Raw genomic sequence first — 16956 nt, 5'->3', positions numbered from 1 at the left:
CTAAGAGGGTCGGGTATATAGCCCGATACATTAAGTCGATGGTTTTTTTAGAATGAATTCTTAATAACTCATAAAGTGCTTACTATGCGACCGATTAAGCTCAATACATTGTTGATGTTACTCGTTATCTTCACCGGTTCAGTGGCGATGAGTGTATCGGCGGTTGTAGCCTTGTACCAATCGAACAAAGAGGCGCAAGATCAGGCCGCCCAAATTGCTAACTCGGTTAAACAGCAGTTGGAGTGGCAGCTTTTAAAAGCACATAACCTTATGCAAGGTCCTACCGACTTCCCCGATTTTTTTCTTTGGCAGAATAGTAATAGTAGTATTTCAGGTTTTTGCATTCAGTATGAAACGGCAGAGGGGCGGCTTGAACGCAGTTTATGCAAAGGGGATGTTTCAGAGGAGATTTGGCCTGCGTGGTTTAAAACCCTTTATCTTTATCAGTTTGGGACTGAGCAGGGCAGCCAACGTGATGTGGTGTTTAACGAGGAAGTTAAAGGTCGGATTAATGTTACGCCCAGTTTTTTGGTGATGTTGCACCGAGCGTGGCGAGATATGAACAACCTAATGGAGATGTCCGTTATTACAGTTATGACCTTATGTATCTTGCTTTATATTACATTAGGGTGGGTACTGAAGCCTGTACGTTTGACGACCGCTGCTTTAGGTAAAATACAGGAGGGGGATCTCTCGGTTCGGTTACCAGATTTTAGGGTTAAAGAGTGGCAGGACACTGCTCAAAGTATTAATGCGATGGCATCCACATTGCAGGAAACTTTTGAGGAACGAAAGCAATTATCGATGAAGTTGCTGCATCTGCAAGAGGAGGAACGGCGGCATCTTTGCCGAGAGTTACATGACGAATTAGGTCAGTCCTTAACTGGTTTAAGAGCCATTGCTTATTACATGGAGGGAGAGGCTAAGGATCATTGCCCCTCACTTCTACCTAAAGTGTCTCAAATCACAGGGATTGCCCAACAGATGATGGGATTGGTTAAGAACTTGCTGTTTAAATTACGCCCTGCGGATTTGGATGAACTGGGGTTGATGGAAAATCTCAGCTCTATGATTGATGAGTGGAACGCTAAGCATCAAGAGGTGGACTGCTATTTAGTGACTGAGGGACGGTGTGATGAGATACCCGCTGCTATAGCGGTCAATCTACTGAGAATCGTACAGGAAAGCCTGACAAATGTGGTGAAGCATGCGTCAGCCTCGCGCGTTGAGGTATTGCTTTGCTGTCCTTATTCAGAGAGGGAGCAGTTATTATTGCAGATCGAGGATAATGGGAATTTAACCCGCGCCGAAACTTTATTGAAGCCGGGTAATGGTTTATTAGGTGTCAAAGAGCGCGTTAATGCGTTAAATGGTGAGGTTAACTTTGCGCGTTCTGCACTTGGTGGCTTGAAGGTTGAAGCGATTGTACCTGTGTTGGAATATGAGGTGGCTGATGGGACTCATTAATATTCTATTGGTAGATGACCATGCAATTGTGCGTGAAGGTTATCGTTCTTTATTAAATAAACAGCCAAGCTTAAATATTATTGCAGAAGCTGAAAGTGGTGAAGATGCTTATGTGCTTTACCGTCAGCATAAACCAGACCTGTTAATCCTTGACCTGTCCCTGCCAGGAAAAGGGGGGTTAGCAACCTTGATTCAAATTCGTCAGTTAGATCCTAAAGCTAAAGTATTGGTGTTTAGTATGCACCAGAATCCCTCTATGGCGAAAAAAGTAATTGAAGCGGGGGCTAAAGGTTATATTACGAAAAGTAGTGCGCCGGCAGAACTGATTCAAGCGGTAATGGATGTTGTAAACGGAAGGTTGGCGATTAGCGAAGATATAGCAAGAGCTATAGCGATGGACAGCTTGCATGGTAAGTCAGCGATAGTGAATAAGTTGTCTACCCGAGAGTATGAGATTCTACGTATGTTAGTCGAAGGGAAAACCAAGGCAGATATTGCCGAAACCTTATCTATTAGCGTTAAAACAGTTTCCAATGCCTATTACATTATTAAAAGTAAGCTTGAGGTGAAAACAGATCTTGAATTAATGCATGCGGCATTACAGGCAAGAGTCGTTTCTGTTTCTGATTATCTATAGTGAGTAAACGCTTATACTTTTAATACACCCGCTGCCAACGCTATATGTGTGAGTTCTACCGTTGTATTTGCATTGAGTTTGTTTTTAATTCGAGTGCTGTAATTAGCAATTGTTTTATAGCCTAGGCACATATTTTCTGATATCTCATGCCCATTTAAGCCTTTTGCTAATAGGCAGAACACATCAAACTCTTTAGGGGATAAAAGCTCTACTGGTGTATTTGGGTTTTGGCTTTCCTTGGCTTTTTGTACGCTAGGCTCAGCTTTTGGCTGTGTGTTATCTAAGAAAATATTACCTGCACTTACTGAGAGTATGGCTTCAGCTAAGCAATTGGCGGCGCTATTCTTATTGATAAAACCACGAGCACCGGCTTGTAGAGCGCGTTCGGTATAGATTGCGCTATCATGAATGCTATAAACCAAAATCATTGCATCTGGCGATATTTTGACTATTTTACGAATGGCTTCAAGGCCGCCAATTCCTGGCATGGAGATATCCATGACTACAATATCGGGTTGTAGTTTTTTATATAGCTGGATCGCCTCCTCGCCACTGTTAGCTGTATCGATCTGGTTAAACTGTTCGTAGGCGCTAAGGAGCATCTTAAAGCCCGCTTGAACAACCTCATGGTCGTCAACAAGAAGAATATTAAGCTTTTTACCATTCATGATTTAACTCCAGACAGTGGTAGCAATACATCAATTAGCATGCCTTTGCCTAAGTTTGAGATAATATTAAGCTTACCTCCCTGGCTTTCAGCCCTTTCTTTAATACCTAATAAGCCAAACCCTTTTGATTTGTCATTTTGTAAAAGACCAGACCCATTATCTTTAATGAGCAGTGACACTTCATTTGTTTCTGATAGGGTTAAGTGTATGCTAACTTGGCTCGCACCGGCGTGTTTAGCAATATTTGTTAGACACTCTTGGGTGATGCGGTATATATGTATCGCTGCTTGATGGTCTATCTGTTCGGGTTCACCAGAAAACCTAAGCTCGACGCGTGTATTAAGGTGATTTTGTTCCCACTCCTGCACTAGGTTTTTTAGCGTATCTTTCAGCCCTAATTCTGCAAGACAGAGAGGGTGCAAGGTCAACATTCTTGAGCGCACGATACTCGATAGATGATCACAAATACTAATAATTGTCTCACATGCTACAGTTGAGTCACTTTGTTGCTGTTTTGTTGCAACAGATATAGCTTTTATCGCGGTTAAAGATTGGCCCATTTCATCATGGAGCTCACGAGCCATCGCTTTTCTTTCATTTTCTTGGATATTTAAACTGTGGTTAGTGAGTTTCTTATTAGTCTGTTTTGATTGTTCAAGTGCTAGAGTTAGGGCATTAATCTCTTGTGAAATAAGGTCAAATTCAAGGATGTGGTGTTTAGCTAGGGGGGTGCCATATTCTCCCGATGAAATCGCTTTTAAGCGATTAAGTATGCTGAGTACAGCGTTTAACATTGAGTTAAAGAGGATATTAATGGCCATAAATAAGACGGTTAGAATAGCGATTATTGACCAGAATAGGGTTAGGAATTCACTCCAAGCTTCATTTATCTCATCGCTAGGGTCTGTTGTGATAAGTATGCTTTTTGAAGTGTCATTTCGGAAATTGATACGATACTCAAGTACAGGAAAATCAAGGCTTACAGCGTAAACAAACCAAGCTGGAGGCGTATTTTTCTCTTCATTCAAATGATCTGCTGCTGAGCCTGTTTCTACCTTGTTATTAGAATAGATTACGACTTTTATATGGCGAGTTTCTTTTATGGAAGACAGGTATTCCAACCATGAGGATTCACTGTCTGGTGCTGCTAATAAGCGTTCACGTTTGAGTTGGAAATCCAGCATAGATTTGACGAGCTGGAAGGATGAACTTACTTCGTCCTCGACAGAACTCTTTGCCTTCCAGATAGCAATGGCACCACCCGCTATTAAGACAATAAGTACAATGCTCAGTACTCTTATATTTATTTGGTTGCGTAAACTCATACCGACTAGACCTCAAACCGCGTATATCTCTCTACTATCTAATTAGCAGTTTATATGCCAAATAAACCGAACGTTTTTACGCTAGGTCGAGCGTTTTAGAATTTTTTATTACGATCTGTTTTTTTATTGGTTATGGACTGTGTGGGGGGGAAGAGGGACTTTGATCAAAGGTGGTTGAATTAATAGACTATTTTTAACTTATCTTCAGAGTCCAGAATGTTGTGTCAGCAGGGATCAAATTGTGCGGAATAATATTTCAAGTTGAATGCTTGAGGAATACCTTAAGTTGAACTAGGTTTTATTGTGCAAGTGCTCAAAAAATTATAAGACAGCAATCCATCTTCACTCACTTAATGGATTAAATCGGTGGCGAAAAAGAATGTACCTAATATAGCTTATGAGCTTGAAAAGTTAACAGCCAGTATTGAACAAGAAGACTTAACGTCTAAAGTTTGGAGCTTACCTAGCGTCTTTTATCTGATCTCCTTCCAGATTTCGGCCCTTGCGGCTATTCTCTCTATAGTTGTTTTATATGGTTATTGGATGGATGTTGAGTTTTTATATCGACCTATAATGCAGGAGCCCGCTACGCACCCTGTCACCGCGTTATTATCTTTATCTCTTGGTATCTCCATTTTCTTGCCGAACCATCGACCCATTATTAATTCCACTAAAAAAGTAGTTGTAATAGTCTGTGGAATTATCGTCCTTATGGCCATTATTGACTATGTCTTTAATACAGACCTTATGCCGCCTAATATTATTTTTGAGCAAGAGGTGTTTGATTCTAATGGCTTTGTTTTTGTTAATTACTTAAGTGTTAATACTGCAATTATGCTCTTGATGATCAGCTGCGCGGTGCTGGCTGATATATATGGGAGACAGAATGTTCAGCAGCTAATAGCTTACTTGGCAATCTCTATCCCATGTATTTCCTTTATTGGATATGCTTATGGGCTGGAAACATTCTATAGCCATATGTCTTTATATACGGCGATAATTGGCTTTCTATTGGGTTGGGCTGTGTTAGCGAGAACCTCAAACTATGGTGGTTTAAAAGCGATTTTAAGTCCTTATTTAGGTGGGCGTATCGCTCGCTATCAATCAATCAGTGGGATGTTACTACCGTTCTCTGTTGGTTTGTTTTTTGTCTCATTATCTAATGAGCTGAATTCTTCTTATATAGCGATGTTTGTTATATTTGTGACATGGTTTCTTGTGTTAATGATTGGCATCTCAGCTTATGTTCAAGAAAAAATTGACGCCGCTCGACGGGAAGTGACTGAAAAGTTAATTTTAGCCGCTAATACAGATCCTTTGACCGGTTTGTATAATCGCCGTCAGTTTTTTTATTTGGGCATGAAGGAGTTGAGAAGAGCGCATCGTTCGGGTAGTGCTGTAGCTGTATTGATGATTGATATAGATGATTTCAAAATCATTAATGATACTGCTGGCCATGATGTAGGGGATCAAGTACTGATTGCTGTTTCAAATACCCTGTCTGCCGTTTTACGAGAGTTCGATTTAGTTTGTCGGTTTGGTGGGGAGGAGTTTTGTGTTCTCATTACCGATACATCGAAACAAGGGGTTGAAGAGGTTTGTAATAAAATCACCTCAACAATTCGAGGTTTAGATATTAATTCTTGGACTGATTTACATGGTCCGGTAACTGTGTCTATAGGTGCTTGTTTAATTGAGAAAAAGATAGATTTAGAATCTGCCTTGAAGGTTGCTGATGCGGCTATGTATCAGGCTAAGAGCTTAGGTAAAAACCAAACCTATTATTCTGTAGCGTTTTTGAGTGTCAATAATGGGTTGCAATAAGAGTATTTATGGATAATTTTTACCACGAGCTAGAAGGTTTTTCTGATACGGCTCAGATTGTTGATAATCGTCACTATCAATCTATACCTGATGATTGGTTTATCTCTGTTATTGATGTGCGAGCTTCGACTGAAGCTATTAAGGCGGGGCGCTATAGGGATGTTAATTTTGTTGGCGCGGCGGCTATTACCTCCCATTTGAATCTTATTAGCCGTGATCTACCATTTATGTTTGGTGGTGACGGGGCAACGATTTTAATTAAAAAAAGTATGTATGGAGTTGCGCAGGAAGTACTTCAATCTTTGAGCTTTTACACTAAAGAGAGTTTTGACTTTGACCTGCATGCAGGGCTTGTGCCTGTTAGTGCTGTTCGTGCAATGGGTCGAGATGTAAAGGTTGCTAAATATTTATCAGGTGAGAGCCCTCCGCAAGCTATGTTTAAGGGCGGCGGGGTTAGTTTAGCTGAGTCTTTAGTGAAGTCCTCCTCTGAGTATCGAGTGGCTCCAAAATGCTGTTTTTCTAAAGAAAAAATATTTGCTGGCTTGTCTTGTCGCTGGAAACCGATCCCATCGTCGACAGGGGTGACTTTGTCGATTTTAGTTCAGCCTATGCAGCTCGATGATGAACAAGCCGTTAAAAGGGCAATTGCAAAGTTTGAGAGCCTGCTAGGGACCTCATTATCCTGTCTTAACCCAATCAATATGCAACAGGCGAGTTATGAGTCGTTTTTTAAGAACTTTAAACGCCAACTAAGTATTGCCGAGATTAAACCGAGCAAAGCCTTTTTTGCTGCAATGGGTGAAGTGTTTATTACGGTCCCATTATTCCGTTTTGGGCTGTATAAATATTTTCCTCAATTAAAAAACTATATGGAAAAGATCTCCACCCATTGCGATTTTCATAAATATGATGACACCTTAAGAATGGTGATTAATTGCTCGGAACGGGAGCACAGAGCGCTGGTTGCTTATTTGGAATCAGAATATGAGCAGCAGCAGCTTTTTTTTGGAGTCAGTGCATCTGACGCCGCTCAAATGACTTGTCATGTTGAGAGTATCGCCGACGGTGAGCATTTACACTTTATTGATGGTTCGGACGGGGGTTATGCGATGGCAGCCATCGGCCTGAAAAATCAGCTTTTGGCGGCTCAACAGTGATTAGAGCTGCTTTTTAACGGCATCAAGCTTCTCTTTGAGGCTTTCAGATTTTCCGACTGTATTTGTTTTTTTAGGGCGGCTTTCATCTACGGTATCTATGCTTTTTAATAAGGTAGAGAGTTCTGAAGAGCGTAGTTTAAGCTCTTTTTTGACCTGTTTATCAATATAGCCTAGCTCTTTTAGCGCTTGTGTTGCTTCATGCATTAGCTCAGGCAAAATATTGATAATATTTTCTTCGTTAGGGATTTCTGCTAAATGTTCTTGCAGTGTGCCTCTTGCGGTGAGCCATGCTTCGAGCTCACTAATTTCATGTGTGGATAAGAGCGCTGCTACATGGGGAGCGACTTGGTTTACATCAATATCAAAATCGACGACCTGTTGCTCTTTCCCTGCTATTTCGCGAATACATTTAACTTTGTTGTCTGTGGTAATAAACTTCATTACAGATCCCTTCTATTCAATAAGCGGCTTGTGCGCATTTAGCTCCATTACCAGTTGCATGATCTCTGGGTTCTTTTCGAAACGTTCTTCTTCTTTTGCTTGGCGGCGATACTCTTCTGATACGTCAATTGCCCGTAGTAAATACTCATACGCTATATGATCGGCTTGTAGATCAGAAAATGCGCAAGCTAATTGGAAGAAAGCGTGGCCATTATCGGCCTCTAGCTCTAATGCTTTGTTACATAGAGCGATCGCCCACTGTGGGTTGTCTAGTTCAAGTGCTGCGTCGGCTTTGTACGTTAGTGCTTCTGCGCTATCGGGTCTTAATTCAAGTATTTGGTCATAGAGCTTTATTTTTTGTTCCCAAGAGGATTCTTGCCCAGCTTTTAACCAGAACGATTGAACCTCATTAGTGGTTTCTATTTCTTGTTGGTTCTTTTTGATAACCGCTGATTTCGATACAAGCCCTTTTTCTAACTCGTTAAGGCGTGATTCGTAGTCGATTATCAGTTGGCTGATCTTGGTTTCGGCATGGCCTTGGATATTGCTTCGTATATCTCGTAGGGAGGTCCAACCGACTAATAAAAGTGCAGAGCTTGTTGCTGCGATTAGATAGAAGAAGTAGGTTACTGTATCTGTTGCATAAGTCGCTGCAATTTCGGCAACATGAAGCTGCCTGTCTGTGATCTCTTTAGTGTATTCAACCCTAAGATTTTGCTGTTCAATCCTAAGCTGTTTGAGCTCATCAATAATATAGCGTTCAATAAAGGGATTATATAAGGGTTGCTCTAGCGTATTGATTTTGTCTTCAGATACAGTGTTGTTAACTGTATCGACAGACGCAGTTTCCGCCCAGACGGCATTAAGGCTTAAAATAACGAATGAGATAAGTAGGATAGAGATTCTTTGGAACACAGTGTTTAAGCCCTGAGTTGGTTTTTAGTCATATGCCGCCGTTCGCCACCTATATGCAGAAAAGGTGATGCTTTTTGCATTGGTGGTTAGACTGGGGTACCTATTTGAGCGCTGCTCTTAGCCACACTGACATAGAGATACCCCAGCGTCTACGCCGCTGATCACTTTACTGCTCTTTTTAGAGATTAAACGGCAATTTTACGGATGACGTCGCCGTGATTTTCCTCTTCAATTAGGGCGACATGAAGTGCTTTTATCCCCTTCTCATAGTCGCTTTGTTCCACTACGCACTGCATCTCTACTTGCCTAACGGATTGGTGGAGGGCAAGAATGTTTATATCTGCGTTTGATAACGCTGAGATCGTTTTTGCCAGGATACCTTTTACTTTTATATCTGAGCCAACTGCAGAGATGATAGCGATCTTATGCATGCTCACTTCTGCAGAGGGATACTGCTGTTCAATTAATCTCATCACACGGTTAATTTTTTTCCGTGTACTAACCGCATAAAACGTAATGCTGTTGGCATCGGCATCTTTATTGACGATGGATATTTTTAACTCTTTCATCAGTTTTGAGATATAAATATCGTAGTCTGGGCTACCTAGCATCTCTTGGTCGAAAATTTCGATGCCGACTGCGTCGTTGCGTCCTGTAATGATCTCTACGCAAGGGCGAGGGTTACAGTAATTGTTATCAATAACCGTACCTAAGTGTTCAGGCTCGAAAGTGTTTTTAATACGAATGGGAATGCCGGATTTACGAATCTCTCGTGCGGCTCTAGGGTGGATTGCTTCCATCCCTAAATTTGAGAGTTGGTCGGCAACGTCAAAATTAGTCATGCCTATAGTGACGACATTATCTTCGCCTACTAATTTAGGGTCAGCGCTGCTTAAGTGAAACTCTTTATGAATAACCGCTTCGCGGGCATTGGTTAAAGCCGCTATTTTTGCGAAGGTCATCTCACTGTAACCGCGATCAAAGGTTCGCATCAGCTGTTCTTCGCAATGGGTATAGCCGGTTACAATTAATAGCTCTTTGCTTGGGTCTAATGGCTGCAGGTGATGTTTTATCATCTCATCAACAGGCAGAGACTGTTCTTGCTTCCAGCCAGTTAGATCGACAAACCGCGCAGGAAGTCCATTCTGCTGGAGTAGTTTAACGGTATTATAAGCACTGTGAGCTTCGCCGATAGAGGCAAGCATTTCACGTATAGTGGATAAGTGTTCTTCCAGTTGGAAATGACCATAGGAGCATAAGTTATGCAGGTTTTTCATACAGCGTTCGGTATCGGCTATGCGCCCAGAAATAAAGGTGTTAGCAGTGCTGAGATCATCTCCGGTAAATATACGCTCATTGATTTCTAACAGCTTTGTTTTTACTTTAGCAAGCTGGTCGATCCATGCGTCTTCTTTTTCGGCTTCAGCAAAGCAGCTATATACCCCAGCGTCACCTGTCTTTTTATGTTCGAGTAACAGGTCTGTAACACCGCTATAAGCGGAGACAACAAATATGCGGTTAAATAGGCTGCCATTTTTTTTGCGTAACAAAATATTATTTAATACTTCTGTAAAACGGCTCATTGAAGTGCCGCCAATTTTTTCTACTGTATGTGTCATTGTGTTTCCCTAAGGTGTTTATCCTTCTTTCTTTTGTTAGATGACCTGATTATCTTTTTGGGCAAAACCGTTGCTCTATGGTTTTTCACTGAAAAGCGGATCTAACATCGTGCGGTTAATAGCTGCGACGGCTTAAATCTTGATGAACCTTTGATGGGGCCGCCGCATGTATTTTTAAGACAGAAAAGAATAGTAAAGTCTCTCTTTAGCAGAGACTGGCTCTGATCAAGAGAGGTTTGCAAATCACCTAATGAAGAGCCCTATCAGGTATGTTACTCATCTAAATGAATTAAATATTTGCAATGTAATTCATTTAGATAAGTCATTATGTATTTCGTTGTGGGCGTGGTGATTCCATTTTGTCCTGTTTAAGATTAGCTTTCGTCGATCGGATAAACGCCATTCTCATCATGAACTTCCAGCCCTGTTAAAGGCGGGTTAAATACGCAAGCGAGTTTTAATTCTGTATGTGCTCGCAGCATGTGTTCATCATTTTTGTCTAGCACGTAAATAGTACCAGGCTTAATAGAGTGAATCGCTGCGTCTTCTAGCGTCTCTACTTCACCTTCTCCGCTAATACAGTAAACAGACTCCAAATGGTTTTGATACCAAATGTGGGTCTCTGTGCCCGCGTAGATAGTGGTGATATGGAAGGAAAAGCCCATATTATCTTCTTTAAGCAATAGTCGAGTGCTTTCCCAGTGTTTGTCTGGGGATACTACGCGTCGTGCGCTCTGTTCTGCTTCTTTCAGTGTTCTAACGATCATTCTTGGTATCCTTAATTAGCCGACTTCGTGATAAACGTCGTCAAAGTAACAATTATCTTCTGGCATTTCTGACTCAATGGCACAAACTGCTTTAACTGCACTCTCAACGATATCTATGCCTCGTTTGAGGTTTTCGTCACTGATAGTTAATGGGCAAAGAAACTTGATGACTTGGTCATCTGCGCCGCTGGTTTCAATCATTACACCCTGCTGGAAGGCGATACGTGTGATTTTACTAGCCAGTTCACCATTTACACAGTTGATTCCTTGGAACATACCGCGACCACGGGTACTGAAGTTCCCTTCACCATATTCTGCAACAATGCTGTTTAGGCGTTGTGATATATAGTTGCCTTTACGTTTAACGCTGTCGGCGAATGTGTTGTCCGACCAATAATGATCGATGGCTGCTTTAGCAGTGACGAAGGCAAAGTTATTACCACGGAATGTACCGTTATGTTCGCCTGGCTTCCATAGGTCAATTTCAGGACGAATAAGTACAACAGCAAAAGGTAAACCATAACCACTAAGTGATTTTGATAAAGTAACAATATCAGGCTTAATGCCAGCTTCTTCAAAGCTGAAGTAGCTACCCGTACGCCCACATCCTGCTTGAATGTCATCAACAATCAGAAGGATCTCATGTTTTTTACAGACAGCAGATAGGTTGCGTAACCAGTCGAAACTTGCAGCGTTGATACCACCTTCGCCTTGAACTGTTTCTACAATAACCGCTGCAGGCGTATCAATACCGCTACTAGAGTCCATTAATAGTTTTTCTAAATAGGCGGTAGTATCAATGTTTTCGCCAAGGTAACCATCGTAAGGTACGCGGCTCACACCATTTAAACTTACGCCGGCAGCACCACGGTGGTGTGAATTGCCTGTCGCAGCTAAGGCGCCTAGGCTTACACCATGGAAGCCATTAGTGAAGGCGATAATATTTTCTCTGCCTGTGATATTACGAGCTAGTTTTAAAGCGGCTTCGACCGCATTGGTACCTGTAGGCCCAGTGAACTGCACAACGTAATCTAAATCCCTAGGCTTTAATATTTTTTCATTAAAGGTTTCTAGGAACTCGCCCTTAGCTTTAGTGTGTAGATCTAAGCCGTGTGTAATTCCGTCACTTTCAATATAGGCAAGGAGCTTTTCTTTAAATAGATCGTTGTTATGACCGTAATTTAAGGTTCCAGCACCGGCTAAAAAATCTAGATACTCAGTACCGTCTTCTGAGTAAAGGTACTCGCCTTTTGCGCGGTTAAATACACGCGGGAATGAACGCGCATATGACTGAACTTCTGATTCGATCTCATCGAAAATTTTCATTATGTAAATCTCTTAATTAACTTTTTGTCACACTCTGCAACGCTGTTTTTTAAGCGGTACGAGGATCAAATGATTTTGCGGGGCCTGCTAGGTAAAGCACTTCATCTTCATGATCTTTATCTAAGTGCACACCACTTTTGAATAAGGTCTTACTGTCAACGTCCATTAGATGGTCGTTAAAGAAGCGTTCAAATAGCTGTTTAGAAGCAGAGTTACTCGGTGAGATTGTTGTCTCTAGGTAACGAATGCCAGGATCGCGACTAAATAATTGGGCGAGCATTTTTTGTGCAATGCCTTTGCCTCTGAACTCTTTATCTAATGCGACCTGCCAGATGAATAAGGTTTCTGGACGATTTTGAGGAATATATCCAGAAATAAATCCGACAATCTTATTGCTAGATGTTTCAGCAATAATGGAAGTATTTGAAAAGTCCCTGCACTGGATCAAATTACAATAAAGGGAATTTTGATCTAGAGGAGGGCAGCGCTTTATAAGTTGATGTACATCCTGTCCATCAGCTATCTGGGGTTTTCTGTATGTAATATTATCCATAGTATTTAAATATATTAGCCTTGCTAATGTTTAGTAATACTATACATTTTAAAGCATTTTTTCAAGAGATGTTCAATCATATCTTAGCTTTTTACTGATTTTGTGTGGTTTTAGGCGGGTTTTTATGAATTATATGTTTAGTTTTACTAAGTAAATTTTCTTGTATATGGTTTTTATATACTTTTGATAGTACTATTTTTGCAAAATTTGATAGGTGTTTTGGGTAGATGGAAAAGAGCCAAGAGGCGTTAGTTTTATTGCGTCAAATTATTAGAGTGACTGATATGCAGGAAAAAGAGATTAGCCGCAGTACAGGGCTAACACTTCCGCAATTAATGGTTATGCAAACTCTACGTCAGATGTCGCCTATAACTACAGGTGAATTGGCAAAGGAGATCTCTCTTACTCAAGCAACGGTTACGAGTATCTTGGATCGTTTAGAGAAAAAGGGCCTTGTCTCCCGTGAGCGAGGGGTGGAGGATAAGCGCAAAGTTTGGATTAATTTAACCGAACAAGGTTTAGATTTAATGAAGGGCGCGCCAACCACTCAGCAAGATATTTTTTCCCGCCGTTTTGATGATATGCAAAATTGGGAGCAATCGATGGTGGTAGCTGCGCTAGAACGAGTGGCTTTTATGCTAGATGCTCAACACCTTGATGCTGCACCTGTGCTTGGAATAGGTCAGCTTGATAGGGGAATGAACTAACTGTTACGCCCTCTGTCGTTTAGATTGGGGCTGTTAGCCTCAATCTATCCAGTCTACAATCCATTTTACTGCTTCTGTGATCCCCATCGTTTTTTAAGCATGGATTATAGTCGTGTCTGCTGTTCTATAGCTTTTATACTGCTAAAACAGGTCACTTATGTGGCGCAAAAAAATAAGCCCCGAAGATCAGGTTATGACCTTCGGGGCTAACTTATAGGATAGCCAAACAGTTGTTAGGCAGCTGGCGTTGGAGCCTTTTCTTCCACAGGGGGCGTTTTCTTTTTCGTTGTAAGGTATAACCAGATAAAACCGGTTATACCAGCGGAAAGTGACGCGAATAGGATGCCTGTTTTAGCCATTAAAAGGTCTGCTGGGTAGTCGGCAAAACCTAATTCTGCAATAAATATCGACATTGTGAAGCCAATCCCCCCCATAAATGCGACACCAATAATGTGATGCATATTGAGGCCTTTAGGGAGGTTGCAGACGCCGAGTTTGACAGCAACCCACGTGAAACCGGCTATACCGATTAATTTACCTGCAACTAAACCAGCACCTATACCCATTGCGACGGGGTGGACAACGATTCCGCCAATATTTGACCAATCAATGGGTACACCCGCATTGGCTAAGGCGAAGATAGGAATGACAAGATAAGCGGAGGGTAGATGGAGCTTACTCTCTAATATTTGGGCTGGCGCTTGAACAAGGTTTACACCATTACCTAATGCGCGTACCCGAGAGCGAAGCGCATCATTAACGATGATATTTTCATCTTTTTTATAGGTATCTTTGATGTTTTGGACGCTCTCAATAATTAAAGATAAAAAGCGTTTGGGGTCGTATTTAGGTTTCATGGGAATGGTGAAGGCGAGAATAACGCCAGCAAGGGTCGCGTGAATACCGCTTTTAAGCATGGCGATCCAGAGGAACGTGCCTATCAGCAAGTAGGGCGAGAGTCGTCGCACCCCAGCAAGGTTCAGAGAGATTAGCGCGAATACAAAGAAGGCGACCAGTGCTAATGCCGTCATATTCAGGGCTTCTGTATAAAAGATGGCAATAACGATAACCGCACCAAGGTCATCGACAATCGCTAAGGCCACCAGAAACATAAGTAAGCTTTGTGGAACGCGTTTACCTAATAAAGCTAATGCACCTAAGGCAAAGGCGATATCAGTCGCCATCGGAATGCCCCAGCCGTCGCTTGTATGGCCTGTTGGGTTGATCGCTACATATATTAGTGCAGGAACTAGCATCCCCCCCACCGCGGCGATAATAGGCAATAATGCTTGTTTTACATTGGCCAGTTCACCGACCAGTAGTTCTCGTTTTAATTCCAAGCCTACGACGAGGAAGAAGATAGCCATTAGGCCATCATTGATCCAGTGGTGAAGCGATTTAGAGAGTTGGAAGTTTTCTAACCCGATGGTTAAGTAGGTTTGGAATAAGTGATGATAAGTTTCAGCAAAATGGCTATTGGCAAGAATCAACGCAATAACGGCGCAGAGCATCAATAACACACCACTGGTGGTCTGTCGGTGGATAAACTCTTCTAATGGGGATAAAACCTTATCAAAAGCTCGCTCCCAAGGAGCAACATATTCTTTTCCCAAAAGTCGACGTTTCTGTTTCATCTTACTCTCCCGCTTAATAACCATATTGATATTAAGCCCTTCATCGTTATCGTTCGTTGATAGGGTTAATATTCAAGTCGTATAACACTCATAATACTGTAATTGCTATTTATAACTACAGATCTACATAGCGAATTCTTATTTAAGATACTGTGTTCTTGGATAAATAAATACAAATGAAAAAACAAAACTAAGCTGTGTAGATTAAAGCCTGAAGTGTTTCATAACTTATGCAGATCAGTTTAGACTAATTTTGATAATTCTTCTTCAAAAATAGAGAGTTACCTATTGCTCTCTTAAGGGTAAATCTATACTCCACAGCTTATGATGAAAATACTTAACGGCGATATTTTTTTGTCTGTATTTGTCATTAATTTCGATTTGTTTTTTTGCAATGATAGTTGATGGATATGCCGGTGCATTTTTGCGAACAGCCAATCGGCTTTTGGTGGGCGTTGTTATACGGCAATGGCCGTTATTAAGGGTGAAAAGATAGTTTAACTAAAGGTAAATCGGAGGTTGAACTGTTATGTCAGGAAATAGAAATTAAAAAATAACTCAATGTATTTAAAGAGGTTTTTAGATGAAGGGTTGTTTTGTGACGTGAGCGCGCTGGAAGGGGCTTGCCCGCAAGCCCCTGTCGATCTTTTAGGTTGGCACTTTATGCATCGTAATTTTGTGGATAAAGAGCTTTCAGTGCTTCATCATCCATCTCTGATTTAAACGCAATATCTTTATTGATTGCTCTTGCTTGGGCAACAGCGGGACGGCTGTTAATTGCATTGAACCAACGATTAAGGTTGGGGTACTGCTCTAACGCACCGTCACCTAACACAGGTATGAATCTATCAATCCAGCCCCATGCGGCTATATCAACGATGGTGTAGCTATCCCCTACGATAAACTCAGAATTTTCTAATTGTTTGTCGATTACTTGGTAATGACGCTCTGCTTCGCGGCGGTAACGGTTGATCGCATAAGGTATCTCTTCGGGCGCAGCTTTTTGAAAATGCACCGCTTGTCCAGAGTAAGGTCCTAGGCCAGAAGCGATAAACATTAACCAAGAGAGTATTTGACCTCTTTCTTCCGGCTTACCTAAAAATGTGTTCGTTTTTTCGGCCAAATAGAGAAGGATAGCATTGGAGTCAAAAACGACGGTGCCGTTATCATCAATGGCAGGAAGCTTGCCGTTAGGGTTAATCGCTGTGAACGCTGGAGCATGCTGCTCACCTTTAAGTGTATCAACAGCTACCAGTTGATATTCTAAACCTGATTCAGCAAGGAATAGTGCGACTTTCATTGGGTTTGGTGTTGGATGGAAATAAAATTTCAACATTAGTGCGTCCTTAGGTCATGGCGTTAATTGCGCTGCATTTTATTTTGAACGGTTGTTCATTTTTATAGCCTAGTCTCTCTTGAATGATTGTTCAATATCGAAGTGGTTAATACTTTAATTTAATATGTGCCATACGGCTAATATAGAGAAATATGCTGTGCGCGAAGTAAGGTTACTGTTTTGGGGAAAGAGCTTACATACTAGGTTATGCGTAAAATTTAAAATGTACTGCTATGTGTTTTGGTAGGATCAGGCCACATTTAGTAGTAAAGAAGGGTGACAGATGAAGCGGGTTGGTTTACACGTTTTTAACAGATATAGAATAGGTGAGTGAGCTGAAAATAAGTGCTAAAGGTGTTTAAGGAAGTGGTGCCCAGAGACGGAATCGAACCGCCGACACGAGGATTTTCAATCCTCTGCTCTACCGACTGAGCTATCTGGGCATGATGAGTCGATCCAGAGACAAAAAAAGGCCTGCGATTTTATATGCAAGCCTTCTATGTAAGTGGTGCCCAGAGACGGAATCGAACCGCCGACACGAGGATTTTCAATCCTCTGCTCTACCGACTGAGCTATCTGG

General features: G+C 41.5%; 15 protein-coding genes and 1 tRNA gene. 5 read left to right on the top strand and 11 right to left on the bottom strand.

Annotation, left to right across the window (positions count from 1 at the left end; all coding sequences use genetic code 11):
- The first annotated feature begins 84 nt into the window (after positions 1 to 84).
- Together Q4492_RS09400 and Q4492_RS09395 are read left to right on the top strand one after the other, a co-directional pair.
- Entirely contained in the window at positions 85 to 1467 is a 1383-nt protein-coding gene (locus Q4492_RS09400; protein WP_303417274.1) for a histidine kinase, read from the top strand.
- Positions 1454 to 2104 (top strand): response regulator transcription factor, encoded by a 651-nt coding sequence (locus tag Q4492_RS09395; protein ID WP_303417272.1) that lies wholly within the window; start codon positions 1454 to 1456, stop codon positions 2102 to 2104. Before Q4492_RS09400 ends, Q4492_RS09395 begins: the two co-directional genes overlap by 14 nt.
- A gap of 11 nt (positions 2105 to 2115) precedes the next feature.
- On the opposite strand, the gene Q4492_RS09390 is transcribed toward Q4492_RS09395, so the two are convergent.
- Both Q4492_RS09390 and Q4492_RS09385 read right to left on the bottom strand, forming a co-directional pair.
- Entirely contained in the window at positions 2116 to 2772 is a 657-nt protein-coding gene (locus tag Q4492_RS09390) for a response regulator transcription factor (RefSeq protein ID WP_303417270.1), read from the bottom strand.
- Positions 2769 to 4097, bottom strand: coding sequence for a sensor histidine kinase (locus Q4492_RS09385; RefSeq protein ID WP_303417268.1), 1329 nt, complete (start codon positions 4095 to 4097; stop codon positions 2769 to 2771). Before Q4492_RS09385 ends, Q4492_RS09390 begins: the two co-directional genes overlap by 4 nt.
- A gap of 366 nt (positions 4098 to 4463) precedes the next feature.
- On the opposite strand from Q4492_RS09385, the gene Q4492_RS09380 reads away from it, so the two are divergent.
- Both Q4492_RS09380 and Q4492_RS09375 read left to right on the top strand, forming a co-directional pair.
- Positions 4464 to 5921, top strand: coding sequence for a GGDEF domain-containing protein (locus Q4492_RS09380; RefSeq protein WP_303417266.1), 1458 nt, complete (start codon positions 4464 to 4466; stop codon positions 5919 to 5921).
- Positions 5922 to 5929: 8 nt separating this feature from the next.
- Positions 5930 to 7078 carry a DUF3095 family protein gene (locus Q4492_RS09375; RefSeq protein WP_303417265.1) on the top strand — a complete coding sequence of 383 codons (1149 nt, stop codon included), beginning with the start codon at positions 5930 to 5932 and terminating at the stop codon, positions 7076 to 7078.
- Here the strand turns inward: Q4492_RS09375 and Q4492_RS09370 are convergent, their stop codons facing one another.
- The 6 genes from Q4492_RS09370 to ectA form a co-directional block, all read right to left on the bottom strand.
- Positions 7079 to 7519, bottom strand: a complete 441-nt coding sequence (locus Q4492_RS09370) for a hypothetical protein (RefSeq protein ID WP_303417264.1) — start codon at positions 7517 to 7519, stop codon at positions 7079 to 7081.
- Between the two features lie 12 nt (positions 7520 to 7531).
- Entirely contained in the window at positions 7532 to 8434 is a 903-nt protein-coding gene (locus Q4492_RS09365) for a hypothetical protein (RefSeq protein WP_303417262.1), read from the bottom strand.
- 185 nt (positions 8435 to 8619) lie between these two features.
- Positions 8620 to 10053, bottom strand: coding sequence for an aspartate kinase (locus Q4492_RS09360; protein WP_303417260.1), 1434 nt, complete (start codon positions 10051 to 10053; stop codon positions 8620 to 8622).
- A 374-nt stretch (positions 10054 to 10427) separates the two neighbouring features.
- Positions 10428 to 10820: an ectoine synthase gene (locus Q4492_RS09355; protein ID WP_303417258.1), complete on the bottom strand. Its 393-nt coding sequence runs from the start codon at positions 10818 to 10820 to the stop codon at positions 10428 to 10430.
- A 15-nt stretch (positions 10821 to 10835) separates the two neighbouring features.
- Positions 10836 to 12146 (bottom strand): diaminobutyrate--2-oxoglutarate transaminase, encoded by a 1311-nt coding sequence (ectB, locus tag Q4492_RS09350; RefSeq protein ID WP_303417256.1) that lies wholly within the window; start codon positions 12144 to 12146, stop codon positions 10836 to 10838.
- A gap of 49 nt (positions 12147 to 12195) precedes the next feature.
- On the bottom strand, positions 12196 to 12699 hold the full coding sequence (gene ectA, locus Q4492_RS09345) for a diaminobutyrate acetyltransferase (protein ID WP_303417254.1): 504 nt from the start codon (positions 12697 to 12699) through the stop codon (positions 12196 to 12198).
- A 227-nt stretch (positions 12700 to 12926) separates the two neighbouring features.
- On the opposite strand from ectA, the gene Q4492_RS09340 reads away from it, so the two are divergent.
- Positions 12927 to 13406 carry a MarR family winged helix-turn-helix transcriptional regulator gene (locus Q4492_RS09340; protein ID WP_303417252.1) on the top strand — a complete coding sequence of 160 codons (480 nt, stop codon included), beginning with the start codon at positions 12927 to 12929 and terminating at the stop codon, positions 13404 to 13406.
- Positions 13407 to 13639: 233 nt separating this feature from the next.
- Here Q4492_RS09340 and nhaA read toward each other — a convergent pair whose 3' ends face one another.
- From nhaA to Q4492_RS09325, 3 genes are all read right to left on the bottom strand, one after another.
- Positions 13640 to 15040, bottom strand: coding sequence for a Na+/H+ antiporter NhaA (gene nhaA, locus Q4492_RS09335; protein ID WP_303417251.1), 1401 nt, complete (start codon positions 15038 to 15040; stop codon positions 13640 to 13642).
- A gap of 661 nt (positions 15041 to 15701) precedes the next feature.
- Positions 15702 to 16376 carry a glutathione S-transferase family protein gene (locus tag Q4492_RS09330; RefSeq protein WP_303417249.1) on the bottom strand — a complete coding sequence of 225 codons (675 nt, stop codon included), beginning with the start codon at positions 16374 to 16376 and terminating at the stop codon, positions 15702 to 15704.
- A gap of 367 nt (positions 16377 to 16743) precedes the next feature.
- Positions 16744 to 16819, bottom strand: a tRNA-Phe gene (locus tag Q4492_RS09325).
- Positions 16820 to 16956 lie beyond the last annotated feature (137 nt).

It is taken from the genome of Neptuniibacter sp. 1_MG-2023 (genome assembly GCF_030547185.1).
In the GTDB taxonomy this organism is placed as follows: domain Bacteria; phylum Pseudomonadota; class Gammaproteobacteria; order Pseudomonadales; family Balneatricaceae; genus Neptuniibacter.
The sequence above is the reverse complement of the archived record's forward strand: the minus strand, read 5'-3'. Positions and strand labels throughout refer to the sequence as shown.

What these genes read in the sequence shown, in the direction of transcription:
- Q4492_RS09400 (WP_303417274.1), top strand. Translation starts at nt 85, where the DNA reads ATGCGACCGATTAAGCTCAATACATTGTTGATGTTACTCGTTATCTTC.
- Q4492_RS09395 (WP_303417272.1), top strand. Translation starts at nt 1,454, where the DNA reads ATGGGACTCATTAATATTCTATTGGTAGATGACCATGCAATTGTGCGT.
- Q4492_RS09390 (WP_303417270.1), bottom strand. Translation starts at nt 2,772, where the DNA reads ATGAATGGTAAAAAGCTTAATATTCTTCTTGTTGACGACCATGAGGTT.
- Q4492_RS09385 (WP_303417268.1), bottom strand. Translation starts at nt 4,097, where the DNA reads ATGAGTTTACGCAACCAAATAAATATAAGAGTACTGAGCATTGTACTT.
- Q4492_RS09375 (WP_303417265.1), top strand. Translation starts at nt 5,930, where the DNA reads ATGGATAATTTTTACCACGAGCTAGAAGGTTTTTCTGATACGGCTCAG.
- Q4492_RS09370 (WP_303417264.1), bottom strand. Translation starts at nt 7,519, where the DNA reads ATGAAGTTTATTACCACAGACAACAAAGTTAAATGTATTCGCGAAATA.
- Q4492_RS09360 (WP_303417260.1), bottom strand. Translation starts at nt 10,053, where the DNA reads ATGACACATACAGTAGAAAAAATTGGCGGCACTTCAATGAGCCGTTTT.
- Q4492_RS09355 (WP_303417258.1), bottom strand. Translation starts at nt 10,820, where the DNA reads ATGATCGTTAGAACACTGAAAGAAGCAGAACAGAGCGCACGACGCGTA.
- ectB (WP_303417256.1), bottom strand. Translation starts at nt 12,146, where the DNA reads ATGAAAATTTTCGATGAGATCGAATCAGAAGTTCAGTCATATGCGCGT.
- ectA (WP_303417254.1), bottom strand. Translation starts at nt 12,699, where the DNA reads ATGGATAATATTACATACAGAAAACCCCAGATAGCTGATGGACAGGAT.
- Q4492_RS09340 (WP_303417252.1), top strand. Translation starts at nt 12,927, where the DNA reads ATGGAAAAGAGCCAAGAGGCGTTAGTTTTATTGCGTCAAATTATTAGA.
- nhaA (WP_303417251.1), bottom strand. Translation starts at nt 15,040, where the DNA reads ATGAAACAGAAACGTCGACTTTTGGGAAAAGAATATGTTGCTCCTTGG.
- Q4492_RS09330 (WP_303417249.1), bottom strand. Translation starts at nt 16,376, where the DNA reads ATGTTGAAATTTTATTTCCATCCAACACCAAACCCAATGAAAGTCGCA.